Here is a 25,682-nt window from a genome sequence, read left to right on the forward strand (position 1 = left end):
CTTTCGTTACTTTTTTAGTTCATCAACATTGTGAATATATGTACTAATGGGTGCGTATGTTGAATAACAAAAAGGGATTAGCTGCTGCTGATCCCTCATTCTTTATTGGGTCGTTTAGTTCAATAATCAAATGTTTTGAAAGGAAAATAACAAAACTTTGATTAAGTAATAAAGATAATTTATTGGGGGAGGGTACTTAAAAATGTTTTTCGTAAATGTTGAAGGTGCTATAAGGAAAAATGATAAGTGGCTAATAATTGAAAGAAGCAAACATGAGGAACATGCAGGCGGTCTGCTTTCCCTTGTTGGAGGTAAGTTGGATATAGAAGGAAATTCATCAGATATATTAGAAAGAACATTAAAGCGTGAAATTTTAGAAGAAGTCGGTGTGGAAGTAAAAGACAGGTTAACTTATGTACACAGTACATCTTTCGTTACAGATGCTGGTGAGAATGTAGTGGATATTGTTTTCCTTTGCGAATATGATTCTTGTGAGGCATTTCCTAAAAGTCCTGATGAGGTAGAAGAGGTATTATGGTTAACTACTGAAGAAATATTAAGACACCCCAAATCACCAAACTATTTAAAGGAAAGTATTAAATGTGCCGAGGCTTTGCTTTCAATTCAATCGTAATGTTAACTTTATACATAATATTGGAGTGGTATAATTGAAGAAAATTTATGTTATTAGGCATTGTGAGGCTGAAGGACAGCCACCTGAAGCACAACTTACAGAAAGTGGTTTAAAGCAATCCATAGATTTGACTAATTTTTTCGCTGACATTAAAGTTGAACGAATAATATCAAGTCCTTATAAACGTGCTATCCAATCGATACAACCACTTGCCAATCAGTTAAATATTGAGATAGAAATTAACAGCAAACTAGCAGAACGTTTGTTAAGTCCTAAACCTCTTTCGGATTGGTTTGAAAAGTTAAGAGCAACATTTGAGGATTTTGACTTAAAGTATGAAGGTGGAGAGTCTAGTCAAGAGGCGACGGATCGGATTGTAAGTGTTCTAAATACCGTTATAAATAAAGGTGTTGAAAATACTATTATTGTTACGCATGGAAATATAATGTCCTTACTATTAAATTATTATAATAAAGAGTTTGGTTTTGAAGATTGGAATAAGTTAAGTAATCCAGATATTTATCTTCTAAAAACAGAAAACAATGAAATAACTTTTGAGCGAATATGGAATTGAAATATCAACGGAGATTGTGAATATTTTCACTTCAACTAAAGGGGCGATGATCCAAGAAGGATTATCGCTTATTTTCGTTGAAGTTATTAAACAAATGAAGAAGTAGAGTTTAATAATCTCAAAAGAAAAATTAAAGGAGAAAAGCCTATGAGGTATTTAATATTGTTAACTCCATCAATAAATTGGAGAGATGGAGTAGTTCTACATAATCAACCGTTCATGCCTGAACATGCAGTGTATGTCCAAACCGAATATAATAAAGGGAATATAATTTTAGCTGGCCCATTTGGAGGTTCAGCTGGAGGAGCAATTGTTATTGATGCAGCTAAGGAAGATGATGTTATTAAATTTGCTGAAAATGATCCTACAGTTAAAAATGGGATCTTCAGTTATAAGATAGAAAAATGGGATTATAAAATGAGTAAATATGAAAATGAAAGTCCAGATTTTGACCAGGGATATATAGATTACAAACATAAGATTCAAAAAGAACTAGGGATTATTTAGTATATTATTAGTTCAAGTAAAGATTGCGCTCCTGCAATAAGGCATGAGTTTTTTTGTATGCTAATGAATAGGAAATTAATGCCAAACTTAAAAAGCAGCCTAACGAAAGAGTAACGTTAATAAGAGGAGGGCAAAAATGCATTATAATTGATGAAAAGTTCATGTATGAAGCCATTTTAGAAGGTAGATTAGCTAAAGGTAAAACAGGTGGAAATCCTCCTGTTGGAGTTATCATAGTAAAAGATGGAGAAATAGTGGGTAAGGGTCATACAAGTATGCAAGGTGGAAATCATGCAGAAGTGAATGCATTAAAACAAGCAGGAGATAAAGCTAAGGGTGCTCCATTATATAGCACATTAGAACCATGTTTTCATTATGGTTTAACACCTCCCTGTTGTGAAGCTGTGGAAGAAGCAGGAATTAAAAGAGTTGTAATCGGTATAATAGATCCTTATTTTAAGGTGAATGGAAAAGGAGTAAATTTCCTGAAAAAACAACATATTGAAGTAGTTACCGATCTTTATACTGATGAAATTAAAAGAGATTTAAAAGACTATTTGACAAAGGTTACTACTGCTTTGTGAAGATTTTCACTTAAAGTAAAGGGGGCGTTGATCCAAGAAGGACATATCGCTTATTTAAGTGGACTGATTAAGCTTATAGGGTAAGGATAGTTGAAAATGGATATATCTTTTTAGGGGGTTGCTTTATGTTTGTAGTAAATGTAGAAGGTGCTATACACCGTGATGGTAAATGGCTTTTAATTCTGAGAAGTGACAAGGAGGAACACGCTGGAGGTTCTCTTTCACTAGTTGGCGGAAAGTGTGAAATTGAAGGTGTTTCATCTGATATTCTAGAGAGAACCTTAAAACGAGAAATTCTTGAAGAAGTAGGTAGCGAAGTTACAGGTCTTAAATATGTAAATAGTTCCTCCTTTGTTACTGAATCAGGCATCAATGTAATTGATATAGTTTTTCTGTGTCACCACAAAACGGGAGAACCTTACGCAAAAAGCATTGAAGTTGATGGTGTAATTTGGATGACTACTTCTGAAATTCTTGCTCATACGAAACTACCTGCATATTTAAAGGAAAACATTAAACTAGCCGAGAAAATGGTACAAGAAAGTTACTAAATGAATTATTAGTATTATGCATTATAGAGGGCGCTGAACAAGCTGCCGCCCGTTGTTCCAGTATAGGGGAAGGATTATTCTTCAAGAGGAGATCGCACCTTTTTTTATGGAAGTAAAGGGTAAGTTTACTTCAAGAAGGTTCGATTGAAATTTGGATAATTATGTTATTATAGGGTAGATATTGGGGGGATATGAAATGAAGTTTTTCATAAATTTATTGCCTTTGCTATTGGTGATTTTAGGGGTTTTAAATTATATGTATTTTGTTAAAGACATTGTTTCAACTGTTGTACTTTTAACTCTTGGTGTAATAGTTTCGATATTTAATCTATTTAAAAAGAAATATACGATTGCTTTATTAAGCATTGCAATTGTTATAGGGTTGGTAGGATTGTTTTCGCATCTGGTCAATTCGGGCATATAAAATTTATCTTATTAGGCTAAAAGGGGCGATGATCCAAGAAGGATTATCGCCTATTTATGTTGAAGGTATTAAACAAACGGGAAAGGTTAGCTCAAGAAGGAAGAAATCGATATTTATTACTCTGCATAGAAGTATGAGGTGAAAACAGTATTGCTTGAACATTTAATTCAAAATTGGAAAGTGTATTGTAAAAATGAAAACTTTGTTGGTATAGGGTCCACAAGGAAAGTTTATAGAATTGCCGATTATGTTGTAAAAATACATTTGCATCCACTTGGATATAAACAATCATATAATGAATTAAACATCTATACTTCAATGGTGGCTAAAGGTCTTGATATGTTACTTGCTCCAACATTTTACGTTGATGAATATATTTCTGTACAGAAATACTATCGACCTTTAGATCTCAAGGATAATCAAACCTATGAGATAAATTTACAAGAACATCATTATTTACTGCCAAATTTTTATAAAGGTGTATTACATATATTAGATCAAGACTTTGACTGTTTTGATCTAAAAGACAGTAGCAATTATGGCTTGAATAACGATGGCAAACTCGTCTTTACGGATTATGGAATGACGAAGAGTTTATATGAACAGGAGTGGGTTCCTTTAGCTGAAGAAGGTGTTCTTCCGCAAATTCACTTTGATTTCTGCAACGTTTGTGGACGGGAAAAGGAGCTACGGATGTATGGGGAAAATGACATAGATAAACGCTGTCATAATTGCGGTAAGGAGTAAAGTGAATGATTGTAGTAGATTTGCGAAGAAATGTACTTAAACAAACGGGGGCGTTGATCCAGAAAGTATTTTAACGCTTTTGGATGAAAGGACTCTCAATTATAAATTGGTGGAGATTGTTGATGATTAGAAAATTATTAAGTTCCATATTATTGTTCACATTCTTGTTACCACTTCTAATATCGAATAAATCCTTCGCTGAATGGGCACATTCATTTGTTGTCTATGATGGTTATGTTTATGTGGTTAGTGATGAGTACGTCACAGAGATTGAAAAAGAAATAGGAAAAGTCACAAAGCATTCAGATATTGAGGGTACTTATTATGGTAATTTTTCAAATACTTATAAAAGAGGTACAAAATATTATTCAATAAAGAATGTAAGTACAGAGATTGCAATAGCTGTGGATGATAACGGTGCTTATATAAAAGCTATAAGAGATGGGGAATATGCAGGAAAAAGTATATATAGTCCTTTTTATATGGCAATAGGTGCGATATTATTCTTTGTAATAATAACATACATAGTAGAAAAGAAAGGTAGAAAACCCTTGTAGGAACAAGGGATTGCCCTTTCCTTATTGAAGTAACGGAGAAGGATAGCTTAAAAAGGAAAATGATGCTTCAGTAGGGAATGAGTTATAAATACGGATTTAAAAGAAAGGGAAAGAAATCCCATGAAATATATATTGGATAGAAATTATGCAAATGAGCTTATGGAATGGGCATATAACCAAAACCCAGGACCCTGGTATAAACATTCTATAAATGTCGCAAGAGCTACTGAGAACATCTTGATGGAATTAAATAAACATGGGTTTGAACTTGATGTTGTTTTAGGTTATAACGCAGCCCTTTTGCACGACATAGGTAGGTATAAAGGATTTACCAAATCTGTTATTCATTCATACGATGGGTACAATTATTTCAAGGAATTAGGTTTTACAGGTAATGCAATTATTTGTGTTACCCATTCATTTCCCTGCAAGAATGATCATATAGAAATAGCAGCCGATTGGAGCCTTGTTCCTAAACACATGAAAATAAAGTTGGTTGAAATTCTTGAAGAGAACAGCACATATGATTTTTATAATAAAGTAATCACTTTGTGTGATGCTCTTGCTGATTCCGAGGGCTATACTACACTTGAAAAAAGATTGGTATCAGTTGGTTTACGTCATGGAACAACTTCAAACACTTCCTTGCACTGGAAGGGATTTTATACAATTAAAAATGAGCTTGAAGAATTGCTCGATAAAAGTATATACAAACTGCTCCCAGGCGTAGAGGATTCAATATATACCAACATAGATTTCTAGTTTCAAGGCTTCTTTTATATAGTAGGTATATTAATATGATAAAGGGTGTGTAGGGGTATTAAAGCGATTATTTTTGATTTTGATGGAACACTTGCTGATACTTTGCCAGTTTGTTTTTATGCATTTCAAGCTGTATTTAAGACCTTTGATAACAAAGAAGTTACACCAGATGAAATAAAGGCAATGTTCGGTCCTTCTGAGACTGGAATCATTAGAAAAAATCTTATGGATACAAATCCTGACAAAGCAATTGAATTATATTATGAAAAATATAGCGAAAAGCACCAAGAGCTTGTTATTGAGATTGAGGAGATTAAGGATTTACTACTGTTTTTGAAAAAAGAAGGGTATAAATTGGGGATTGTAACAGGAAAAGCTAGTAGAAGTCTGATTATCTCTTTGGATTGTCTTAATATGAATGACTTATTTGATGTGATCATCACAGGTGATGATGTTACTATACCAAAGCCTCATCCTGAAGGATTGAACAAGGCATTGGCACAGCTTAACATAAAAAACAAGGATGCTATTTTTTTAGGAGATAGTGACGCTGACATTTTAGCTGGTAAACAAGCAAACGTACATACAATCGGAGTACAATGGTTGCCAAATTATCAGACATTAGAATTTAGTGTTCAACCAGATCAAATGTTAAGTAACATAAGTGAATTCATAGAATCACTAAAAAATTTCAGGTATGAAAAAGAGTAAAAAAAGCCTTATTCAAGTAACGGGTGCGATGATCCAAGAAAGGATTATCGCTTATTTTTGTTGAAGCTATAAACAAACGGGAAGTTTAGTTCCACAGAAAGGGGGAATCTATTTGTTTTTTACATGGGTTATTGGAATCATTAGTATAATTTATTCTTCTATATGGATTGGCGGTGCTCCCTCACCTACAGATGTGTTTTCAGGTTTTATATTTGGTGCCTTAATTGATCTGTACGATCTAATTAAAGAAAAAAGAAAATAATCTATATTAAGCTAAGAAGTTATTTTAACTAACGGGAAGGATAATTCAATAGGTTAAAGTATATTTTATTGAATAAAAAAATATGGGGGTAATCGTTTTGGATTTATTTATATTTGGAGTTATGTTTTTGTTACTTTTAATTGTTATCGGTATTTATTTAGCTAATAATAAAATCGAAAAAATTCTTATAGAACTTAAATTTGGATCTGTTCAAAAAGGAAAATACATTGAACTCTTAAAAGAAATTAAGGAAGAATTACAAAAAAAGTAACATCGTTTTTATTAAACTAAAGGGTGGCTTAAGTTTAATAGCTAGATAAACGGAAATGCAGCTAAGTAATGGAGGTGTTGGAATGAATTTTTTGAGGAAAATAAGATTTGTTATCATAGGTGTATTTATTCTATTAGTTTCGGTTTTTATTTATATAAATCAAACCTATTTATACAATCCATTTACTTTTCCAAAGGGGAATATTGATGAATATCCTCATTATTCTTTTGTACCATTCAAAAAACCAATGGTTATGGAAGCAATGAAACGAGAAACAGATGGTGAACGAAGCTTTTATCAATATGTATCAGATGAGAAGGAAATAAAAAAATTACTCAGCCAGTTTGATGAGGCACATAAACATATAGGTAAATATGACATTGAAAGGTATATATCTGAGCTGCCTGAAGATAGAGGTGCAGAATATACGATAATATTTAGGCAAGTTGAGAAGTGGGAGGATGAATTAGCTCAGGGGAGAATATTAATACAATTTTTTTTCTATGAAAAAAATGATGTTTTCGAAATGTCTGGTGTTCATTTTTATAAATTAAATGAAAGTTTTAAAGAAGACATTTTAAGTGTATTATCCGATAAGGATAAGTGGATAACTAATTAAAGTTTTATTGTGCTAATAGGGGCGTTAATTTAATAAGGATTTTAAACGTGAAGCATGATCCAAAAGGGTTAATGCTTTTTTTGTTGAATATTATTAATAAATTATTGATTAATGGGAGGACATCATGGATTTATATTTCCTATTCAATATGTTAAGGAATATTATAGCTACATTTTTTCAGGATGGAATTTGGGTTGTAGGATTTTTTTATTTGTTAACTAAGACCTTTAACAGTGAAAGAATCAGGAATTACTCCAAAAATGTAATATTAGTTGTTATGGTAATATTACTCATTTATTCAATAATAGATAGTATCTAAATTTATATTTCCTTCTTCAGCTAAAGAGGAAGGTTTGTTCAAGTAGATCGTCATCTAGGCGGTCTTTTTTTATTCTTTTCAGAATATAGGAGTTCCTATTTGGAATATTATGTTAAAATTGTAAAAACTAAATTTTTTTAAAATGAGGGTTAATCATGATAAAGCTTATGGATGGGGGAATTTGCTTGTCCACTGAAATTCTTAAACAAAACAAAAATAGCTGGGATAAAGTAGCACATCACTTTAATGGAAAGGGTGCATTACCTAGTTATGGTCCTTATGCACAAACCGAAGACGAGTTATTACTTTTTGATGAAATAAAAAATAAAAAAGTTGTTGAAATTGGTTGTGGAAGTGGTCATTCATTGAAATATATGGCAGATAAAGGTGCCAGAGAACTTTGGGGAATTGACTTATCAGAGGCCCAAATTAAAGTAGCAAAGGATACTGTTAATGATGTAAAAGCTAATTTATTTTGTGCACCAATGGAAGATGACATCGGAATACCAAAGCAATATTTTGACGTGGTTTATTCTATATATGCTATTGGATGGACAACAGATCTTCCTGAAACTTTTAGGCTTATTTATTCATATCTAAAGCCTGGTGGGTACTTTATATTTAGCTGGGATCACCCTCTCTACGCTCATTTAAAAAGTCAGAACGGTCAAATCTACCTTCATGGATCTTATCAAAATGAAGGGGTTATTAAATATCCTAACTTTAAGGGAGAAGATGCTCCCGTTGTAATTCCTAAAAGAAAGATGGCAACCTACATAAATGAGCTGATAAGAGCAGGGTTTACAATTGAGTCTGTCATCGAAAGTGATGTTTCAACTGGAATAGATACAGAGGGTGAAGAGGTCTCTGACCGTTATTATTCTCTTTACAAGGCAAAGAAATTTCCTACTACTATGATAATCAAAGCTATTAAAGGATGATCTTTTCATCTTAGCTAAGGGAGAAGGATTGTTTAAGAGTTGGTAGAATTATAACAATGTACAAATAATCATAGTTTAGTGATATTGAAGGGGAAGTGTTTTTGAATGGACCAACTAGCTTTTACGGGTTCAATAGGAATTTGGTTAGGGATATTCTCAGCCTTTATGTTGACCGCATGTCTTTATTTCGCTCTTACATACTTCGAACACCTAAAAGAGGCAGATGATCGTCTGATAAAACAATCAAAGCTTCTTGCAGTAATTACTCTTTTTCTTGCTTTGTTAGTTCCTGGCTTTCATCAATTATATCTATTCTACCAAATGATGCAATAAGAAGTAGTTAGCTTGTAATGTAAGGTAATGTAATGTACTAAATTATTGGGGCTAATATGAATGAAGAAGAACAGCTACTGATCCAAGAAGGATTAGTGGCTGTTCTTATTGAAGTATAGGCACGTTTGTTCAATAAGAATTCACGAAAGGAACGGTGATATGATTAGAAGTAAGAAGATATAATTTACACTACATAAATAAAAATATATGGGGGAATAGTTATGTGGATAATATTAGGTATTATTGCAATAGTTGCAACTGTTATAAATCTTTCTTTGTATGCAGCAGGAAAAGATTATAAGCTTGCAATGGCGATGGCATTATCATTTACAGCATTAACAATTTGTGCAGATTACAGTTATCTAACTCGGTGGGTAAAAGTGGAAGATTGGGCGGCTTTATCGGATGTAATACCTGGTATGGCTAGGGCATTTTGGTTTTTGACAATTGTTTCTATTTTAATAAATATAGCACCTATATTTTTAGAACAAAAACGAAAGAAATAATGACTGATTGTCATCATTTATTTAATATTCAACTATTGTGTAAGTCTTTATGTATAACGAACGGGGTGCGTATTCTTAGGAAGAATGAAGCACCTTATTTATTAAAGTAAAGGAGAAGAGAGTTGAGTAGTAAAATAGATTTAGAGTCATATCCTAAAGATAAAATTAGGGGGAATTATGTGGGGTTCATATTAGGAACTATGGGATTTATTTTCGGACTTATTGCTTTTACAACAGCATTGACTATTAGTAAAAAAATAAAAGAGCTTGAACAGAGAATATATGATTTAGAGGGTAAACCGTGAACAATGTCTTATGGCTTTGTTCCAAGAAGAGATTGACGCTTTTTTGTTGAAGTTACTGTACTAACGGACAGTAGAGTTGAAGAAGCATGGTGAAATAACGAAAAAATGGAGAGGCAAATGGATAAACAAAAGTATGATGAGTTTATTATAATTGCAAAAAAGCTAAATGATATTAAAATTGTTCCATTGTTAATGGGGTCTGTGGGTTTAGAGGTCATTACAGGAAAGAGTTGGGATGCACAAGACTTAGATATACATGTGCCTGGTGATAAAAGAGGTTGGGAAGTACCGCCCGAATTAAATATACATAACTGGAATGAAATAGTGAACATTATGAATTTAATGGAATATAACTTGATTGATTTACATGAACATGAGTTCTCGAAAGACGGATTATCAGTTGAGTTTGGTATAATTGACACTTTGCCAAGTTTTGCAGGAGTACAATTAGAAGATTTAGAAATGCATCAAATGGGAGATGTAAAGTATTATTTACTAAATCCGAACCAATATTTAAGTGTTTACGAATCTTCATCCAAGGACAGTTACCGAGCAGATAACAATAATAGTAAAGATTTTAGAAAGATAGACTTCTTAAAAAGTATGATATACGCTAACTAAAATCTTATTGCGAACGGGGGCTATTCTTCAAGAAGGAGAAGGGCTTTTGGCTTTGGAAGAATAGATTTAGATAGTAAACGAGAGTGAAGTGATGACGATGTACAATGATGAAATATTAATTAAAGAATATAATTCTGTTCATAACGATTCTATAAATCAATTGCTTACTATTTGTTTTGGAGATGATAACAATTCCAAGATGTATTTCGAACGAGGATGGAAAAGTCCTAGTAACCTTTGCACCTATGTTGCTTTACACAAAAATGAAATTGTAGGTGGCATTACAAGCTGGAATACAAACTTCCATCCAAATTGCTCTTATATTTCTATTATTGTAGATCCTTTGTTTAGGGACATTGGTATGGAAGATCAGTTATTAAAATTAGTAGAAAGTAATCAGGATATTAATTTCCCACTTCAAACCTTGATTTGTGAAACTAATTATTTCACAAAAGAGTTTTATGAAAAAAGTGGTTTCAAAGAGATTAGACGAACTTATTTGCCCATATTAAAAATAACTAAGATTCAAGAATTAGATGTGAAATTCATAGAAAAGTATAGTAATACTCAGATCTCTATTGAAACTTTAAATGATATTAGAAAAGATGGACAATTAAAAAAGAAGCTAATCTCCTTCGTAAAAGAAACTTATGAAGCTACACATAAGGATAATCCTCCAAGAAAAAATGATTTACATGCTTGGGAGAAGTTAATATTCAGTAAAGATACTTTGGTGAATCATAGTTACATTGCATTATCTGAGAATAAAGATATTCTTGCATTTGCTCTATTACATGAAGGTGAAGATGATAATACCCTGGAATTTGGGTGGAGAGGCACTAAGAGAGAAACGGATTTAAATTTAATTATTTTATTAACTGCCATTCAAATAAGGTCTACCAAAAGTGAGGGCTATAAATACATTGTAGGTGAGATTGATACGACTGACTTATACTCAATAGAGATGTTTAGAAATTTCCCCTTTTCTCCGTCACCTTCGTTAATTACTTATCAAAAAGAAATTGAAACTACAATTGCCAGTTTGTGAAAAAGTGTACTTAAGCTATAGGGTGTTAGTATTCAATAAGAGCATTCGCTTTTTGACTAGCGGTAAGGTTTGTGTAATAAGGAGTTTCAGTAAATGTACATAAAAAGTGATAAGAGTTGGTGATATATTGTTTAAAGTAAGAGAGGACATTTATACATTTATTAGAGTGTATCCGATTACAACTATAGGGTTATCTAGTTATACCCTTTTAGCAATCATTGCTCTAATAGGTGGGTTCGATAATGAAACACGCCTACTATTAGGTGCATATGACAAACAAAAAATTAATGATGGACAAATTTGGCGTTTGTTAACCTATTCATTTGGTCATATGAGTTTACTTCATTTTCTTATAAATTTTCCTTTTCTATTAATACTTTCAAGACCTCTTGAGAAGCTTATAGGGAGTAAATTAATCCTATTTACATATATTATGCTCAGTGTTTTTGCAGGTTTAATAATTCATTTGTTTTCAAATTACCCAGTACCGTTAGCTGGTTCCTCTGGTGTAGGTTATGGTTTTTTGGGAATATATATATTTGTGCTTTTAAAAGAAAGGCATTTATTCTCTCTTTTTGATAGAAGATTTATTCTCTATTTTACATTGTTTGGGTTTGTAGGAACTATATTAACACCAAATATTAGTATATCAGGGCATCTTGGAGGTTTTTTTGGGGGACTATTAATTGCACCTTTACTATTCAAAGTTAATACGAAAATGAATCCTAATTAGCATTGTATTTGGTAAATAGGAAAAAAGGCTTCTTCAAGTAAAAGAGGGCATTAATTCAAGGAGGAATAGAGTTTTTTTGTTGAACTATAGTGCAGGAGAGTTTAATGAGAGTTAATGTGAGTACGAAAATGAAGAAATGCTAACAGGGGGTAACGTCTCGAACGTATATCTTTCAGAAGATACTGTTCGGCGAGAATTAAAGACTAATAGTGTTAAAACTCATAAACTTTTTAAACATTTGGAAAGAAAAGGTTTTTATTTTGCGCCGAAGTTTTTAGGAATTGATGAAAATAATAGAGAGATTTTATCATTTATTGAAGGAGAAGCTGGTAACTATCCTTAAAAAAAATATATGTGGACTAATGATGTTTTAATAGAAATAGCGAAAATGCTTCGGCTTTATCATGATGCTGTCGTTGATTTTCCATTATTACATGATTGGAAACAGATGGATAATACTCCGAGTAATATAGAGGTTGTATGTCACAATGATTTTGCTATCTATAACATTATTTTTAATAACAAAAAGCCAGTAGGTATTATTGATTTTGACGTTATTGCTCCTGGTCCGAGACTTTGGGATATAGCATACACTCTTTACACTTGCGTTCCTTTAAGTAGGCTTCATCATAATGAAACAGGGCAGCCTGTCTATTATAATTCAACAGAGGATGCAGATCGAACAAAACAAAGAGTTGAATTATTTTTTGAATCTTACGGTATTGATGGAATGCGAGAAGGATTTTTAGAGATGGTGTTGTTGCGATTAGAGGGATTATGTAAATACATGAAAAGAAAAGCTAATGAAGGGGATATGGCTTTTCAAAAAATGATAGATGAAGGGCATCTTGAACATTATGAAAACGATATCAAATTCATTCGTGAACATGGGGAAGAGTGGATATAAAGGTGAGAAAATTTTTATGTGGTGTTGTATAAGAGGTAGATTTCGGGTCAAATCATCAAAACGAATGTAGGATTTTTATGGTGAAATTGTAAACCATGCAAATATCAAATTAAGGGTTTTAAATGGAGGTATATAGTGAGAAAAACTCTTTTTACTGTTTCGGCTTCAGTATTAATGGCCCTTATGCTTTTTTTAAATGGATGTTCTACAAAAAATGAAACATCTCTTGCTCAACTAATTTATAATAATATTCCCGAAAGTGAAGGGGTTCAAGTGGTATACCATATTGAGGTGATTGATTATGGTTTCCTTGTCTTTTATCGAAGTAATGGCGGTTTAAGAGCAGGAGTAATAGATCAGAAGTTTAATTGGATAACAAAATCAGGTGAAGCTTCTCTCAATCCAGAAAAAGGTTTGTCAGCTGTTTTCTCGAACAGAGAAGAAGTCCTTTATTTCTCATATGGTGTGGTGAAAAACCCTGATATAGTTGAAGTTACTTCGTCTAATGATAAAAAAGCTAAAATTATAAAGACAAATGAAGGCATTAGATTATGGTTTATTTCTTATGATCAGCCACTAGATTCCATATTACCCGATATTATAGGTCTTTCAATAGATGGTGAACAGTTGGTAAACAGCAATGATGAATAATCGCTAACGGGTGAGAATGTGAAGATGAACACTCTAAGATTAGTAGTTAGCCTAATTGAAGAAACAGGTAAATTATATAAAGGAAATTTTTCCATTGTGGAGAATAGTAATATAGTAGCACTTTAAAGCTAGGAGGTAATTTGTTGTTACTTTATAATTGATATTTATCAACTTTCTATACTATTAAAAAATAGGAGTTGATTTTATGATCTATAAAACGTCTATAGAAGATATAACACCTGATATGTTGATAGGTTTTTTCGTCGATTGGCCTAATCCACCAAGTCCTGAAACGCATTTAAGACTATTGCAAAATAGTTGGAAGATTGTTGTAGCCCTAGATGGAGAGACTGGAAAAGTAGTAGGATTTATTACTTCAATAAGTGATGGAATTCTTAGTGCCTATATTCCGCTTCTGGAAGTCCTTCCAGAATACAAAAATAAAGGAATTGGGAAAGAATTAGTTAAACTCATGCTTAACGAATTAAATGAGATATATATGATTGACTTATGTTGTGATGATGATTTGGTTGAGTATTATTATAAATTCGGAATGATTAAAGTAAATGGGATGATCGTAAGGAATTACGAGATGCAATCAGGGATTTAATTACAGAAAGTGGATCGTCTGATGACGGTCCCTTTTTACTTATCCGTTAACAAAATTTCTCATATAGTTGCTCCCTATAAGAACATGTGTGAGGTTGAAACAAACGGGAGTTTAGTTGAACAAAATATTTTCTATCATTCTTGGGAAAAATTTAAAACTAAATTTTTCTTTTTTACGTCTATATTGTAGATGGAGAGATATGGAAGAGAAGGTATTAATTTAACTTTCTTTTAAGTTAGGTTATAAATTCTTACATTAACTACAAAAGGAGCTATTAAACAATGAAAAAGGTTTTCTTAGGAATTTTCCTAGCATTGATTTTATTTATAACTACATCAAATACAAATACCTATGCAGCAGGTGTTCAAATTAAAGTTGACGGTGTTCCTGTCTTATCCGATGTGGAGTCAGAAATAAAATACAATAGGACAATGGTGCCTTTACGTGTAATTAGTGAAAATTTAGGAGCTAAAGTCGAGTGGTTTGATCATAACATCACTATTACTAAAGGCGACATGAAAGTAGTCTTAAAACCGAATAGCAAAGTAGCTTTAAAAAATGGTAAAACAGAGTTGTTAGATGTGAGCCCATATATCAAGAATAACCGTACAATGGTTCCGCTTCGTTTTCTATCAAAAACGTTTGGTTGTAAAGTTGAGTACAAAAACTCAACAGTAACAATCGATACCGAACCATTATTTATTAATGGGGTAAAAGTAAATGTATTGCAAAGAGAATACCGCATGACTATGGGGGGCGTAGTAGAGCAATTCCAAGGAAATGTATATAACACAGCATTTTATGATATTTTTGTTAAAAATAAAGGTGAAAAGGTTAACCCTCCTACTAGATACGCATGGCATATACATAGTGTTGAACCTGGGGACTATTATAAAAATGGTCAATTTGACTTTCTAGACAAAGAAGGGAAAAGTATAAAACGCTTTGATATATACTCTTTAGTTCAACCTTATCAAGAAGAAACTTCGTCTGAACTACCTGAAGTCTTGATGTATGACGCTAATGAAAATCAATGGTATTTGTTTAACAAAGATGCAAGTGAATCTATTCTTCAGTTAATTGAATCTGCATCAAAGAACGGTTTCCGAACAATTATTAGTGATACAGTAGCATGACCATATGACTGTTCCGTTCCCCTCGATAAGTAGTTAGAATTAAGTAAATCTTTTTTTGAAACAGACCTTCTTATTTTCAGAGGGTCTTTATTTATTTTCAGCTTTCCTTACTAACCACTATGAACATCTATTATTAAATAAGGCGAAGATAAATGGAAGAATTCTGTAAACATTTACTTTGCTAAATATTCCTAGTATTCGAATCTAGTTTCAGTCTGATATGATGAAAACATTATATAGGTAAGGAGAACGAAACATGAGACAAGTATTGCTGCCTCTCAACAAATGGGTTATTTCTATTGTACTATTTTTATTCATTTTTAATGGAATCGGCTACTATGTTCTCTCATCTGAAGAACACTCCGAAATTGAAAAATCTCCTAAAGAAACGATTACGGTTACAGACGTCTCTATAACAGTCGTGAATAACGGGGAATACGATCATCAACTTATGAAGGATATCATTGAAAAGATAGAATCCTCAACAAAAGCCATCCTAGAGGCAACACAATCTCATTTAACACCCATTCAGAATGTGACACTGGTGTTGGAGCCCTATACAGAAGGTGAATCTTATTTGCCTCCTTACATCTCTCCTACCATTTATGATCCTGATCAACTATTTATTGAAACATGGAACATCGAAGAACAATTGTTATATAATTTGTTTCCAAAGCGAGCAAAAACGAGTCCATTTACAACGATTGGACTTGGGTACTATTTATTTTTAGAGGAAAATCCAACAGAAGTGATGGATGCTCATGATTACTGGCTGATTCACGAGGAACATCACGACCAAGTCAGTTTGCCCTCTCTTTTTGTCAATCATGACTTCACAGAAGATGTGATTTACCAGGATTATGGGCCACTGCCACAAGCACGTTATTACGGTGTTGCTTCTTTTTCAAAATATTTAATAGATACTTACGGAATCGATCTATATGTTTCTCTATATGATTCACCAAATGTAATAGCAACCATGAATGAGAATTACGGTGCATCCTTAGAGGAATTACTTTTTGAATGGGATGACTATATTAAAACAAAACGGTCTTATTTATCTACCTATCAGATCAATTCGTATCAATATGAATATCAATACCTTTATGAGGAATAAAGGAGGATTATATGCAAACTAGTTTTTCGCAATTCACCAAACCGGTGTTAATCGGCATGCTTCTTGTCACAGTGGGAGCCGAACTTTTGTTATGGGGAAGTGGGTATAGCTATTTTTTAGATGAACTCTATATGTATCTCTTAATTGCTTCAATCTTTCTAGCCGTTCCCCTTCATAGAACATGGAAAGAACAAGACATTAAAAGGTCAAGACTGTATTATTTGTTTCAATTTTGTACGGCTTTTTTAGTGTGCTTCACATTAACTTATTTACTAGACCATTCTACTGCTTCTTATTTAGATGAATTTATGACAGGGTATCAAGAAGATACAGAAGACCATTTAGGATATGCTCCTACTTTTTACGAAGATATATACTTTGAAGAAGAGGATGGGGACTACAGTACTTATCATTTATTTGAAAATCTTGATTATTACGGTTCCTCTATAACGCGTAGTGTGTTGGCTGGTCTAGAAGAAGTATCCAGAATTTCATATATCTTGCTTACCATGTGTTTAATTTCGTTAATTTATCGTCGGTATAAACCAGAGAGAAGTCAATTTCCAGCATTATTAACTGGTCTTTTTCTCTCATCCCTTATGTTTGGAATTGGACATATTTTGGCTAACGAGTACACGTTTTCTGAGAGCTTTGGGAGTTTTATCTATTATACAAACGTTGGTCTCATTCTTGGTGTTCTTTTAATTTGGACAAGAAATCTATGGATGATGATTGCCGTTCATGGACTCTATAATCTTAGTATGAGCTTGAATATATATTTCTTTGAATACAGTAGCCTAATTATTATTCTGCTAGTCTTTCTTATGTGGACAGTGTTTGGCATTGTCTTGTTCAACAAACGTCGCCTTCCAAACGTTCAACAAGAGGTAAAACAAGTTCAACTGTAGGGTTTATATACTTGTTTGGGTAGCTCAAAATTTCAATAAGCTAAATAAATATAAGAATAGCCTAGTTTATATGGGACTAGGTTATTTTTTAAGCAGCTAAGATTACTTAAAATTTACCTTGATTATCATAGCAGGTTTGATTTCTATATAGGAGGGTTCGTATATTGGAAGAAATTCAACAAACTAATTTAGTTACTTTCACACTTGATAAGGTGGATTTTCAACTTCAAGAAGAGCATACTTTTGATTGGTTAAAGCAGTTGGGTACTATTTTTTGTGTGTTTGATAAGCAAGATTCAGGAAATATTAGTTTCGGTGTTGAAAGAGATAAACGAAAGTATTTTGTTAAATATGCTGGATCAAAACCTATTAACTTCACTGGAAACCCTGAGGATGCTGTTGAAAGATTGAAAAAGGCTGTGCCAGTTTACCAAGCGTTAGAACATCCACACTTAATAATGTTATTAGATCACTTTTCCACCCCAAATGGGTATGCCTTAGTATTTGAATGGTTCGAAGGTGAATGCTTACATTCTCATTGGTCATTTGGTGGTAAAGCAAAATATACAAACCCTGAATCACCATTTTATCGTTTTAAGAAATTAGGAGTTGAAAAATGTTTAGAAGCTTTAGATGTAATATTTTCTTTCCATACTTTTGTAGAATCGAAAGGATATGTTGCAGTTGATTTTTATGATGGTAGTATTTTGTATGACTTTAGAAACAATAAAACAAAAATATGCGATATTGACTTTTATCGGGTTTCACCTTCTATAAATAATTTGGGAGAAGATTTTTGGGGTTCAAAACGTTTTAAATCACCAGAAGAATATGCATATGGGTCTCCAATTGATTCTGTTACCAATGTTTTTAATCTTGGAGCAATTGCGTTTGGATTAATAGGGGGTGAAATGGATCGGTCTATTTCTAAATGGGAGGCTAATCTAGGGCTTTATGAAGTTGCATTAAAAGCGGTTGAAGAAAATCGCAGTAAAAGATATGGAACTGTAAAGGAATTTTATGATGATTGGAACTGTGCCTTAAATAAATAAAACCATGATTCAACCGAAGAACTCTAAATGTTAAGGTAAGTCTTTGTTAACAGTAAGCCAGCTTGTTTTTAAGTATACTAATTTAAGGCTCATGGATGAATAGCCTATATAAAAGAATATACATAAGCCGAAGAAATAGTGTCTATTTTCCTTTTAGTACCCAAAAGCCAACTAATATAATGGCTATTCCCATTGCTGTTCGCCAGTTAGGAATTTCCTTTAGAAATAAATAGCCAATTGCCACGCTAACTATAATTTCTAACCCTTTAGATAAGATCAGAGAGAAGGTTAGATTATTTACAATTTTGGTTAGAAACTTTACTCCGTATCCAATCATCATACTGGCAGATAGAAAAAAGGGGAAAAGTTTAACATAGTACCACAAAGTAGATAAAAAATGAGCATCAATATGTTTTGTGTGATAAGCATAAATAGCATTAATAATGATTAATCCACCTATTATTAACAAAAGGGCAAGAAATATCATACGTGTTGGTCTCCAATATGCTAGTTTCTATAATTGTTTCCTAAAGGAAAAATATTTATGTGAAGACCTACGTAAAATTTACCTGAAAAACTCCGTTAACCATATCATAGTAATAAATCCTAAGATAAATGTAATGGTGGCTGCTCGTTCATGTCCATCCCCATGACTTTCTGGAATTAATTCCTTATATACGACAAACAACATGGAACCAGCAGCAAAAGCTAACCCATATGGAATTACATATTGAAAGATTTCTCCAAAAAAATGACCGAAAATTCCCGCGCTAAATTCGATTAATCCAGTAACCGAAGAAAACAAAATTGCCTTCATACGACTAATTCCCTGTGTAACCAAGAATAACGCAACTAAAAATCCTTCAGGAATGTTTTGTAATCCAATGGCAAAGGCAACAAGAGGCCCCAGATCAAGGTCACTACTTACATTGGATATACCAACAGATAAACCTTCCGGAAAATTGTGAATCGACATGGCGATCATAAACAACATGACATGGGCATGTCCAACTGGCTGTTTAGAATGATCTAAATCAGTATGAGGAATCAGAACTTCTATTAAAGTAAGCACAAATGTCCCTATTAATATACCTACAATTAAAGTGGATATATTAGATAATTTGATTGCAGATGGAATTAATCCATATGCGGATGCTGCAACCATAATCCCGGCAGTAAAAGCTAATGTAATATCTTTTCCTTTATGAGATAGGTTTTTAATTAATAGTACAGGGATAGCACCAAGGGTTGTACAAAATGAAGATATAAAAATTGGTAAAAGGGACATATTGTTTCCTCCACAATGGTAATTGATATATCCTATGTAGGTATAGGGAGAAAGATGTTAATAGTTAGATGTATAAAGAGACTTACAGTAAGTTGGATAACCTGGATAGAAAGTAAATGTGAACAGAAGCCTAAATTCACTTAACTTCACAATGATTTCACATTCTTTTATTACAATAATCTGTATATTGATCATCGTTAATCAAAAAGAAAAGGAATGGTATGATATGTTTAAGAAAATATTCTTCATATTGGCAATGGTTATGACGGCTTTAGTAGGATGCAGCGGAGCAGGTGAGGGAAATCTCAATGAAAACCAAAGCAACATGGCTGTGTTAGAAGTTCATTTAACTGTTAATCCAGAGAATCCAGAGGTTAATGAAGAAGTGACATTTAAAGCACATGTTACTCAGGGTGAAGAGAATGTTGAAGATGCAAATGAAGTGATGTTCGAAATTATAGAGTCAGGTCAGGATACTAGTGAGATGGTGGAAGGAGATTACCTTGGAGAAGGAGTATATAGTATAGAAAAAAACTTCCTTCATGAAGGGAAATACTTTGTAGTAGCTCACGTCACTGCTAGAGATATGCATACGATGCCAAGAGTAGAGTTTCATGTCGGTTCCCAGGAAGTAGAAGCTTCAGAAGAAGAGAGTAACGAAGGTTCACATAATCATTAATAAGTGAGGTTTGTTTATGAGGAAGGCTTTAAAAGGAACCGTTTTATATAAAAGCTTAGTTACACTATTCTTTCTGGTAATTGTAATGAGCGGCTGTGTACAAAAGATTTCTTTACCAAAAGATATGGAATACGTGCTAATTACTCATTTGAAAAGCCCATCTATATCGATTTACAGCTTGGATGAAAAAGAGATAATAGAAACGATGAATGTCGATTTTACTGTCAAGGCAATTGGGAAACAAGACAGCGATCAGGCAATCTTCACAAAAGAAAATGAAAATGGCATATACTCTCTTAACTTTTTAGATGGAACCATTAAGGAGATTACTTCAGAAATTGGGATCGGAATCACGAATATTCTTGATACTTCTGAAACGGATTATATATTTTTAGCTGATACAAAGGAAAATAAGGTTTACTTTTTTGATAAAAAGAAACAAATCATTAGCGATGAAATAACAGTAGGTAGTTCTCCCATGTCTATGACAATTAATCCTGCTAAAAATCATCTATATGTGTCCAATTTAGACAGTGCCACTATTTCAGTGATTGATATAAAGGAAAAAAGGGTTGTAGAATCTTTTCCTGTCATAGACCGACCATCAGGAGTGTTTTTTGATGGAAATCGTTTATGGGTTGGGGGCCATGGTCCATATGGTGAGCTTAACAAAAGCATTTATTTATATGATGTAGAAACAGGTAAGGAAGAAAACCAGATAGAAGTTGGGTTAATGCCAATTGAATTATATAGTGTGACAAAATCAAACGTTTATGTGATCTGTCATGGTTCAAATGAAGTATATCAAATAGATACACAAGAGCAACAAGTAAAGGCTATTATTGATGTCAGTCAAAACCCTTATCACATCATTAGTGATGAGAAAAATCTTTATGTAACAAGTATCGATGGAAATCATCTTTCTATTATAAATTTAGATAACTTTACTCTAGATCGGCAAATTGCTCTTCAAGATGGTCCCTATTTAATGCTAAGAAGGTGATGGATTGAAACCGTATAATATACTGCTTGCAGATGATGAAGAACAAATGCTCAATCTCGTAACCTCTTATCTTGAAAAAGAAGGTCATCGTGTAGTGAAGGCATTGAATGGTAAAGAAGCATTGGTCAAGATGACCCAAGAAATTGACCTTGTTGTGTTAGATGTCATGATGCCAGTTTTAGATGGATTTTCAACCTGTCAAGAAATTCGAAAGCATTCAAATGTTCCCATCATCATGCTAACAGCAAAGGGTAGAGAAATGGACAAAGTTCAGGGCTTGAAGATTGGCGCAGATGATTATATTGTTAAGCCATTCAGTCCGAAAGAGTTAGTGGCCCGAATAGAGGCATTAATAAGAAGATCAGTTGGATTTAAACAAGAAAAGCTCTTGCAATTTAATGAATTAGTAGTTGATGTAGAAGGACATAATGTGACAGTTAATCAATCTGAAATTCTGTTAACTAGAAAAGAATATTTGCTACTTGAGTTTTTGCTTCAGAGTAGGGGTCAAGTTTTTTCAAGAGAACAACTGTTAGACCATATATGGGGATATGATAGTGTTGGTACGATTAGAACAGTTGATACCCACATAAAAACACTTAGGTTGAAGCTAAAAGAAGCTGGTGGTTATATAAAGACCGTATGGGGTGTTGGATATAAATTCGATGTTTAGAAATAGCTTCACCATAAAAAGTAGAATATGGATTACTGTCACTTTAGTCTCTTTTATGATGATTGTGATTGGTGTATCTCTTACTTACTTTCTCTATGAGAGACTTTACGTTGATAAACAAATTGGATTATTAGAAAAACAGGGTGCATTATTAAAAGAAGTTTATTTGGATGAGCAGGAAAGTGAAAAATTCACTCAACTTGCGAACTGGATGAAAGATACTTTAAATATTAATGTGATTGTCACGGAAGATCCTATGCAACTAAGTGCTGGAATTCCATTTCAGGATGAAATGGAAGATAATTTAATTACGTTTGACGAAAGACAGAATTTATTAAAAGGGTCTGAGGTTTTAATAATCCGCAACCATCCTCAATTTGATCAAAAGATTATCGCTTTAGCAGTCCCGATAATTAGTGAAGAGATATTAGTCGGAGCCATTTTTTTATACATGTCAGTTGATCAAGTGTATGAACCATTTAAACCAATTCAGACTTTACTAATCATTGTTTTATTACTCTTCCTCTTATTGTTAATATGGGGTGGAAACAGAATATCTAGCTCTATCATTAGACCTCTGAAGGAAATCGAAATGGTTTCTGGCCAAATGGCAAAAGGAGACTTAACTAAAAGAATTCCAATAAACCATCATGATGAAATTGGAAAACTTGCAGATAGTTTAAACTCAATGGCTCATTCTCTCCAGCAAGTCGAAGTTCAACGAAATGAATTCTTGCAAAATGTCTCCCATGAATTACGAACTCCTTTAAGCTATATAAAAGGGTATACCGAAGCAATTTTGGAAAAGGTCGTTGAAAAGAAGGATGTAGATAAATATCTACTCATCATTCAGAAGGAAACTGAAAGGTTGAGAAGACTAGTTCATGAACTTCTTGATTTAGCTCAGCTTGAAGGCAATTCATATCCAATGAAAATGTCACCGATTGCTTTTGCACAGTTAATTGCAGATGTTGTAGACAGATTTGAATTAGAGGCCAAACAAAAACAGCTTCATTTCAATTTAAATCTCGATGAAGGGGTCATTATTGAAGGGGATTCAGATCGATTAGAGCAAGTCATCTCGAACTTAATTGATAATGCAATTAGGTACTCACCTAATAATAGTCAAATTCAGGTATCCTTAACCATAAGAACAAATGAATCAGAATTGATGATCAAGGATTTTGGTTCGGGAATATCGTCTGAGCATGTTCCAAGATTGTTTGAACGTTTCTACCGAGTAGAAAAAGCCAGGTCACGAAATGAAGGAGGAGCCGGTCTAGGACTTGCCATAGTACAAAATATTATTAAAAAACATAGAGGAAATATAGTAGTAGAATCTGAGGTTGAAAAAGGAACTACATTTAGAATTTCCTTACCACTTATAATGGAAAAGAGGATGGGACATAAGTATTTCAGCCAGTGATAAACCCTAACTATTAGGCGATATTTTGATGTATCTTTCACCTACTAGTTCGGGTCTTTATTTTTTACCTTCAATTAAGTTGTAGATTTACATACTAATTTTATAACCTAGTGGAATGGAGCGGAAAGCGAGTGCCTGAAGCGCAATGGAACAACCCTGTTTTTTCAGCTTAACTGGTTAATAAGTATGAAAGAAACCGAAAACAGTATTATATTTAACCATCAGACTAATTTATAGAATATTCGTCTTTAAGACCGGTGATTAGGTTTTGTCCCAGCCTCTTTCTTGTTAAGAGCTATCTATCAGAAAAAGCTATTAATGATGACTTTCTGAAACATCAGATTCAACTTTTAACCCTTTTTGCAAGAACTCTAGTTCACTTTTTGAAAGTTCACCAACTATAAATTGTTTTTGAGGGAATATGATAGACCCAGCACTACTTGCGTGTACTTTGACAAAATATAATCCATCTTGGTCAAAATCCTTAGTCACACGATAAGTTCCTTCTCCTATTTTGCTTGCTTCTTCCATTGGATAATGAACACTTCTGTCTTGCTTCCAAATCTCAAGATGAACATAATCAGGATTTGTGACTTTGCCTTCATTCTGAATTAGTACAACCTCAATGGCCTCTTGTTGCCCAGCTGAAAAGTTCTCAGGAATAAATACTTCTGCTTTAAGCGGGTTTTCTTTTTTATATAAGTCAGCAACACCCTCATTAAGCGAACATGCGCTTAACATCATACTGACGAGTAAAACTAGAACTAGTAAGAATTTCTTCAAGATTTGACCTCCTTTCTTAGTTTAAGCATTAAGAAATTTCTTTACTGCCGGAATTTTTTGAATGATAAGCCAGTCAACGATCCACACAATTAGTAAAGATAAGCCAACTAATGGAAATATGATCCCTAGAACCACTAAAATGAGTAAAAATGTCTTCTTTTTGAAGACTCGTGGTGCTTTCGGTGCACCCATCTCTTTCTTTGGCTTTCGTTTTAACCATAAATAAAATCCACTCGCAGCTACTAAAATAATCCCTAAACAAATAAGTAAGCTGATTAATTGATTAATAAAGCCGAATTCAGTTCCTTTATGCAAGGTAATTCCTAGTGCAACCATTTGTCCGACAACTCCGTAGTGATCAAAACGATAATCAGTTAAAACCGCACCTGAATATTGATCAACATGCATCGTGATTTCATCTTTAGCTTTAGGAGGATAAGCAGAAATGGTATAAACACCTTCTTTTGAAGAAGGAATACTTATCGAATATGTTGGATGGACTCCTTCTCGATTGGCAATGGTCATGACTTCATCAATAGAGAGTGGAATAAATCCTTGTATATCTGATTTCGGAACATCCAATGTCCCAGCTGCCCAAGGTACATCTGCAATGTCTTTCGTCTGTACCGTTGACGTGGGTGCACTACCTGCCCAAATAGAAGGCGGATAACCGGCTCCAGAGTTTGTAGCGAGTGTTTGAAAATGAGCACCCCAAAATCCAGACCATGGTAAACCGGTCATAATTAAGAAGACCATTCCTGCTGAAATCCAGATGGCAGGAACAGCATGGAGATCTCTCGCCAAAATCTTTTTCCCCTTGGTTAGTCTAGGAATAATTACTCCAAAAACTTTCTCCTTCTTTCTCGGAAACCAAAGGTAAATACCTGTAATTACTAAAACGATGGCCCAACAGGAAGCTAATTCTACCACTCGATCTCCGAGTGTACCGGCCATTAACTCTCCATGTATTTCTTCAATTTTATTCATGATTCTATCTTCATTATTTAATGATCCAATCGTTTTTCCTGTATATGGATCCATAAAAACAGTTAAAGATTCACCATTTGAAGTGGTAATCTGTACTTCACTAGACCGAGCTTCATGCTCTCCAGGACGATATTTAGAAATAACAGCATTAGGGTATATTTTCCTTACTTCCTCTAACTGTTCAGTAGCAGATACCCGTTCACCTTGTGTATTTACCTCATAATACTCCTGATAAAGTACTTGTTCAATTTGGGGTTTAAATAAATAGATAGACCCAGTGATTGCTAGAATGATAAGAAAAGGGGCAACAATAATTCCTGCATAAAAATGCCATCTCCATATAGAGTGATAAAGAGATAAATCTCTCTGTTTCTTATTTTGAATAGAAGGGTTTTCCTTCTTCACCAATTGCATATCACAATTCTCCTTTAAAGTTCGAATGTTAATTCTTCT

34 protein-coding genes and 1 pseudogene are annotated in these 25,682 nt (G+C 33.3%); 31 read left to right on the forward strand and 4 right to left on the reverse strand.

Translation table 11 applies throughout. The features are described from left to right. Positions 1 to 202: 202 nt before the first annotated feature. The 27 genes and pseudogenes from M1D60_RS09035 (at position 203) to M1D60_RS09165 (ending at position 18,390) form a co-directional block, all read left to right on the forward strand. Complete coding sequence (locus tag M1D60_RS09035) at positions 203 to 634, forward strand: NUDIX hydrolase (protein WP_456278830.1); 432 nt, start codon at positions 203 to 205, stop codon at positions 632 to 634. A gap of 34 nt (positions 635 to 668) precedes the next feature. After that, entirely contained in the window at positions 669 to 1,208 is a 540-nt protein-coding gene (locus tag M1D60_RS09040; RefSeq protein WP_456278831.1) for a histidine phosphatase family protein, read from the forward strand. A 147-nt stretch (positions 1,209 to 1,355) separates the two neighbouring features. After that, positions 1,356 to 1,715 (forward strand): YciI family protein, encoded by a 360-nt coding sequence (locus M1D60_RS09045; protein WP_456278832.1) that lies wholly within the window; start codon positions 1,356 to 1,358, stop codon positions 1,713 to 1,715. 161 nt (positions 1,716 to 1,876) lie between these two features. Continuing rightward, complete coding sequence (ribD, locus tag M1D60_RS09050) at positions 1,877 to 2,299, forward strand: bifunctional diaminohydroxyphosphoribosylaminopyrimidine deaminase/5-amino-6-(5-phosphoribosylamino)uracil reductase RibD (RefSeq protein WP_456278833.1); 423 nt, start codon at positions 1,877 to 1,879, stop codon at positions 2,297 to 2,299. A gap of 125 nt (positions 2,300 to 2,424) precedes the next feature. Then, on the forward strand, positions 2,425 to 2,850 hold the full coding sequence (locus tag M1D60_RS09055) for an NUDIX hydrolase (RefSeq protein ID WP_456278834.1): 426 nt from the start codon (positions 2,425 to 2,427) through the stop codon (positions 2,848 to 2,850). 196 nt (positions 2,851 to 3,046) lie between these two features. Then, the gene (locus tag M1D60_RS09060; protein WP_456278835.1) at positions 3,047 to 3,274 is read left to right on the forward strand and encodes a hypothetical protein; all 228 of its coding nucleotides are present in this window, start codon (positions 3,047 to 3,049) and stop codon (positions 3,272 to 3,274) included. Positions 3,275 to 3,424: 150 nt separating this feature from the next. Next, positions 3,425 to 4,021 carry a protein kinase gene (locus tag M1D60_RS09065; protein ID WP_456278836.1) on the forward strand — a complete coding sequence of 199 codons (597 nt, stop codon included), beginning with the start codon at positions 3,425 to 3,427 and terminating at the stop codon, positions 4,019 to 4,021. Between the two features lie 122 nt (positions 4,022 to 4,143). Then, entirely contained in the window at positions 4,144 to 4,578 is a 435-nt protein-coding gene (locus tag M1D60_RS09070) for a hypothetical protein (RefSeq protein ID WP_456278837.1), read from the forward strand. A 120-nt stretch (positions 4,579 to 4,698) separates the two neighbouring features. Then, positions 4,699 to 5,340: an HD domain-containing protein gene (locus M1D60_RS09075; protein WP_456278838.1), complete on the forward strand. Its 642-nt coding sequence runs from the start codon at positions 4,699 to 4,701 to the stop codon at positions 5,338 to 5,340. A 57-nt stretch (positions 5,341 to 5,397) separates the two neighbouring features. Next, positions 5,398 to 6,051, forward strand: a complete 654-nt coding sequence (locus M1D60_RS09080) for an HAD family hydrolase (RefSeq protein ID WP_456279398.1) — start codon at positions 5,398 to 5,400, stop codon at positions 6,049 to 6,051. A gap of 112 nt (positions 6,052 to 6,163) precedes the next feature. Next, positions 6,164 to 6,313: a hypothetical protein gene (locus tag M1D60_RS09085; RefSeq protein ID WP_456278839.1), complete on the forward strand. Its 150-nt coding sequence runs from the start codon at positions 6,164 to 6,166 to the stop codon at positions 6,311 to 6,313. A 97-nt stretch (positions 6,314 to 6,410) separates the two neighbouring features. Continuing rightward, positions 6,411 to 6,584: a hypothetical protein gene (locus M1D60_RS09090; RefSeq protein WP_456278840.1), complete on the forward strand. Its 174-nt coding sequence runs from the start codon at positions 6,411 to 6,413 to the stop codon at positions 6,582 to 6,584. 82 nt (positions 6,585 to 6,666) lie between these two features. Further along, entirely contained in the window at positions 6,667 to 7,203 is a 537-nt protein-coding gene (locus M1D60_RS09095) for a hypothetical protein (RefSeq protein WP_456278841.1), read from the forward strand. A 474-nt stretch (positions 7,204 to 7,677) separates the two neighbouring features. Then, entirely contained in the window at positions 7,678 to 8,463 is a 786-nt protein-coding gene (locus M1D60_RS09100; protein ID WP_456278842.1) for a class I SAM-dependent methyltransferase, read from the forward strand. Between the two features lie 105 nt (positions 8,464 to 8,568). Continuing rightward, a complete protein-coding gene (locus M1D60_RS09105) occupies positions 8,569 to 8,796 on the forward strand; it encodes a hypothetical protein (protein ID WP_456278843.1) in 228 nt (75 codons plus the stop codon). A 221-nt stretch (positions 8,797 to 9,017) separates the two neighbouring features. Further along, the gene (locus M1D60_RS09110; protein WP_456278844.1) at positions 9,018 to 9,302 is read left to right on the forward strand and encodes a hypothetical protein; all 285 of its coding nucleotides are present in this window, start codon (positions 9,018 to 9,020) and stop codon (positions 9,300 to 9,302) included. 122 nt (positions 9,303 to 9,424) lie between these two features. Continuing rightward, the gene (locus M1D60_RS09115) at positions 9,425 to 9,607 is read left to right on the forward strand and encodes a hypothetical protein (protein WP_456278845.1); all 183 of its coding nucleotides are present in this window, start codon (positions 9,425 to 9,427) and stop codon (positions 9,605 to 9,607) included. A 117-nt stretch (positions 9,608 to 9,724) separates the two neighbouring features. Then, entirely contained in the window at positions 9,725 to 10,228 is a 504-nt protein-coding gene (locus M1D60_RS09120; RefSeq protein WP_456278846.1) for a phosphoribosylanthranilate isomerase, read from the forward strand. Between the two features lie 97 nt (positions 10,229 to 10,325). Next, positions 10,326 to 11,276: a GNAT family N-acetyltransferase gene (locus tag M1D60_RS09125; protein ID WP_456278847.1), complete on the forward strand. Its 951-nt coding sequence runs from the start codon at positions 10,326 to 10,328 to the stop codon at positions 11,274 to 11,276. Positions 11,277 to 11,403: 127 nt separating this feature from the next. Then, a complete protein-coding gene (locus M1D60_RS09130) occupies positions 11,404 to 12,009 on the forward strand; it encodes a rhomboid family intramembrane serine protease (RefSeq protein WP_456278848.1) in 606 nt (201 codons plus the stop codon). Between the two features lie 136 nt (positions 12,010 to 12,145). Then, positions 12,146 to 12,916 (forward strand): annotated as a pseudogene (locus M1D60_RS09135) (phosphotransferase). Positions 12,917 to 13,051: 135 nt separating this feature from the next. After that, positions 13,052 to 13,567 (forward strand): hypothetical protein, encoded by a 516-nt coding sequence (locus M1D60_RS09140; protein ID WP_456278849.1) that lies wholly within the window; start codon positions 13,052 to 13,054, stop codon positions 13,565 to 13,567. A 205-nt stretch (positions 13,568 to 13,772) separates the two neighbouring features. Beyond that, positions 13,773 to 14,177 carry a GNAT family N-acetyltransferase gene (locus tag M1D60_RS09145; RefSeq protein ID WP_456278850.1) on the forward strand — a complete coding sequence of 135 codons (405 nt, stop codon included), beginning with the start codon at positions 13,773 to 13,775 and terminating at the stop codon, positions 14,175 to 14,177. A 281-nt stretch (positions 14,178 to 14,458) separates the two neighbouring features. Further along, positions 14,459 to 15,313, forward strand: a complete 855-nt coding sequence (locus M1D60_RS09150; protein WP_456278851.1) for a copper amine oxidase N-terminal domain-containing protein — start codon at positions 14,459 to 14,461, stop codon at positions 15,311 to 15,313. Between the two features lie 256 nt (positions 15,314 to 15,569). Further along, positions 15,570 to 16,430, forward strand: a complete 861-nt coding sequence (locus tag M1D60_RS09155; protein WP_456278852.1) for a hypothetical protein — start codon at positions 15,570 to 15,572, stop codon at positions 16,428 to 16,430. An 11-nt stretch (positions 16,431 to 16,441) separates the two neighbouring features. Continuing rightward, positions 16,442 to 17,338: a CPBP family intramembrane glutamic endopeptidase gene (locus tag M1D60_RS09160; protein ID WP_456278853.1), complete on the forward strand. Its 897-nt coding sequence runs from the start codon at positions 16,442 to 16,444 to the stop codon at positions 17,336 to 17,338. Between the two features lie 164 nt (positions 17,339 to 17,502). Then, a complete protein-coding gene (locus M1D60_RS09165) occupies positions 17,503 to 18,390 on the forward strand; it encodes a protein kinase domain-containing protein (protein WP_456278854.1) in 888 nt (295 codons plus the stop codon). Between the two features lie 142 nt (positions 18,391 to 18,532). On the opposite strand, the gene M1D60_RS09170 is transcribed toward M1D60_RS09165, so the two are convergent. Beyond that, a complete protein-coding gene (locus M1D60_RS09170) occupies positions 18,533 to 18,877 on the reverse strand; it encodes a hypothetical protein (RefSeq protein ID WP_456278855.1) in 345 nt (114 codons plus the stop codon). Between the two features lie 78 nt (positions 18,878 to 18,955). Continuing rightward, complete coding sequence (locus M1D60_RS09175; protein ID WP_456278856.1) at positions 18,956 to 19,678, reverse strand: ZIP family metal transporter; 723 nt, start codon at positions 19,676 to 19,678, stop codon at positions 18,956 to 18,958. 226 nt (positions 19,679 to 19,904) lie between these two features. Between M1D60_RS09175 and M1D60_RS09180 the strand changes: the two genes are divergently transcribed. From M1D60_RS09180 to M1D60_RS09195, 4 genes are read left to right on the forward strand one after another with little or no spacing between them, the layout of a single operon-like run. Next, complete coding sequence (locus M1D60_RS09180; RefSeq protein WP_456278857.1) at positions 19,905 to 20,357, forward strand: FixH family protein; 453 nt, start codon at positions 19,905 to 19,907, stop codon at positions 20,355 to 20,357. A gap of 16 nt (positions 20,358 to 20,373) precedes the next feature. Beyond that, a complete protein-coding gene (locus tag M1D60_RS09185; protein ID WP_456278858.1) occupies positions 20,374 to 21,360 on the forward strand; it encodes a hypothetical protein in 987 nt (328 codons plus the stop codon). 4 nt (positions 21,361 to 21,364) lie between these two features. Next, on the forward strand, positions 21,365 to 22,033 hold the full coding sequence (locus M1D60_RS09190) for a response regulator transcription factor (protein ID WP_456278859.1): 669 nt from the start codon (positions 21,365 to 21,367) through the stop codon (positions 22,031 to 22,033). After that, entirely contained in the window at positions 22,026 to 23,459 is a 1,434-nt protein-coding gene (locus M1D60_RS09195; protein ID WP_456278860.1) for a sensor histidine kinase, read from the forward strand. Before M1D60_RS09190 ends, M1D60_RS09195 begins: the two co-directional genes overlap by 8 nt. 315 nt (positions 23,460 to 23,774) lie before the next feature. Here the strand turns inward: M1D60_RS09195 and M1D60_RS09200 are convergent, their stop codons facing one another. Together M1D60_RS09200 and M1D60_RS09205 are read right to left on the reverse strand one after the other, a co-directional pair. After that, entirely contained in the window at positions 23,775 to 24,242 is a 468-nt protein-coding gene (locus M1D60_RS09200) for a FixH family protein (RefSeq protein ID WP_456278861.1), read from the reverse strand. Between the two features lie 21 nt (positions 24,243 to 24,263). Next, positions 24,264 to 25,643 (reverse strand): PepSY-associated TM helix domain-containing protein, encoded by a 1,380-nt coding sequence (locus M1D60_RS09205; RefSeq protein ID WP_456278862.1) that lies wholly within the window; start codon positions 25,641 to 25,643, stop codon positions 24,264 to 24,266. Positions 25,644 to 25,682 lie beyond the last annotated feature (39 nt).

It is taken from the genome of Bacillus sp. AK128, from assembly GCF_053903075.1.

Bases quoted from the DNA above. Each gene is read 5' to 3' on its own strand.
- M1D60_RS09045 (WP_456278832.1), top strand. From the start codon at position 1,356: ATGAGGTATTTAATATTGTTAACTCCATCAATAAATTGGAGAGATGGA.
- M1D60_RS09160 (WP_456278853.1), top strand. From the start codon at position 16,442: ATGCAAACTAGTTTTTCGCAATTCACCAAACCGGTGTTAATCGGCATG.
- M1D60_RS09145 (WP_456278850.1), top strand. From the start codon at position 13,773: ATGATCTATAAAACGTCTATAGAAGATATAACACCTGATATGTTGATA.
- M1D60_RS09180 (WP_456278857.1), top strand. From the start codon at position 19,905: ATGTTTAAGAAAATATTCTTCATATTGGCAATGGTTATGACGGCTTTA.
- M1D60_RS09075 (WP_456278838.1), top strand. From the start codon at position 4,699: ATGAAATATATATTGGATAGAAATTATGCAAATGAGCTTATGGAATGG.
- M1D60_RS09060 (WP_456278835.1), top strand. From the start codon at position 3,047: ATGAAGTTTTTCATAAATTTATTGCCTTTGCTATTGGTGATTTTAGGG.
- M1D60_RS09195 (WP_456278860.1), top strand. From the start codon at position 22,026: ATGTTTAGAAATAGCTTCACCATAAAAAGTAGAATATGGATTACTGTC.
- M1D60_RS09095 (WP_456278841.1), top strand. From the start codon at position 6,667: ATGAATTTTTTGAGGAAAATAAGATTTGTTATCATAGGTGTATTTATT.
- M1D60_RS09110 (WP_456278844.1), top strand. From the start codon at position 9,018: ATGTGGATAATATTAGGTATTATTGCAATAGTTGCAACTGTTATAAAT.
- M1D60_RS09070 (WP_456278837.1), top strand. From the start codon at position 4,144: ATGATTAGAAAATTATTAAGTTCCATATTATTGTTCACATTCTTGTTA.
- M1D60_RS09185 (WP_456278858.1), top strand. From the start codon at position 20,374: ATGAGGAAGGCTTTAAAAGGAACCGTTTTATATAAAAGCTTAGTTACA.
- M1D60_RS09150 (WP_456278851.1), top strand. From the start codon at position 14,459: ATGAAAAAGGTTTTCTTAGGAATTTTCCTAGCATTGATTTTATTTATA.
- M1D60_RS09205 (WP_456278862.1), bottom strand. From the start codon at position 25,643: ATGCAATTGGTGAAGAAGGAAAACCCTTCTATTCAAAATAAGAAACAG.
- ribD (WP_456278833.1), top strand. From the start codon at position 1,877: ATGTATGAAGCCATTTTAGAAGGTAGATTAGCTAAAGGTAAAACAGGT.
- M1D60_RS09175 (WP_456278856.1), bottom strand. From the start codon at position 19,678: ATGTCCCTTTTACCAATTTTTATATCTTCATTTTGTACAACCCTTGGT.
- M1D60_RS09055 (WP_456278834.1), top strand. From the start codon at position 2,425: ATGTTTGTAGTAAATGTAGAAGGTGCTATACACCGTGATGGTAAATGG.
- M1D60_RS09105 (WP_456278843.1), top strand. From the start codon at position 8,569: ATGGACCAACTAGCTTTTACGGGTTCAATAGGAATTTGGTTAGGGATA.
- M1D60_RS09170 (WP_456278855.1), bottom strand. From the start codon at position 18,877: ATGATATTTCTTGCCCTTTTGTTAATAATAGGTGGATTAATCATTATT.
- M1D60_RS09125 (WP_456278847.1), top strand. From the start codon at position 10,326: ATGTACAATGATGAAATATTAATTAAAGAATATAATTCTGTTCATAAC.
- M1D60_RS09155 (WP_456278852.1), top strand. From the start codon at position 15,570: ATGAGACAAGTATTGCTGCCTCTCAACAAATGGGTTATTTCTATTGTA.
- M1D60_RS09120 (WP_456278846.1), top strand. From the start codon at position 9,725: ATGGATAAACAAAAGTATGATGAGTTTATTATAATTGCAAAAAAGCTA.
- M1D60_RS09035 (WP_456278830.1), top strand. From the start codon at position 203: ATGTTTTTCGTAAATGTTGAAGGTGCTATAAGGAAAAATGATAAGTGG.
- M1D60_RS09100 (WP_456278842.1), top strand. From the start codon at position 7,678: ATGATAAAGCTTATGGATGGGGGAATTTGCTTGTCCACTGAAATTCTT.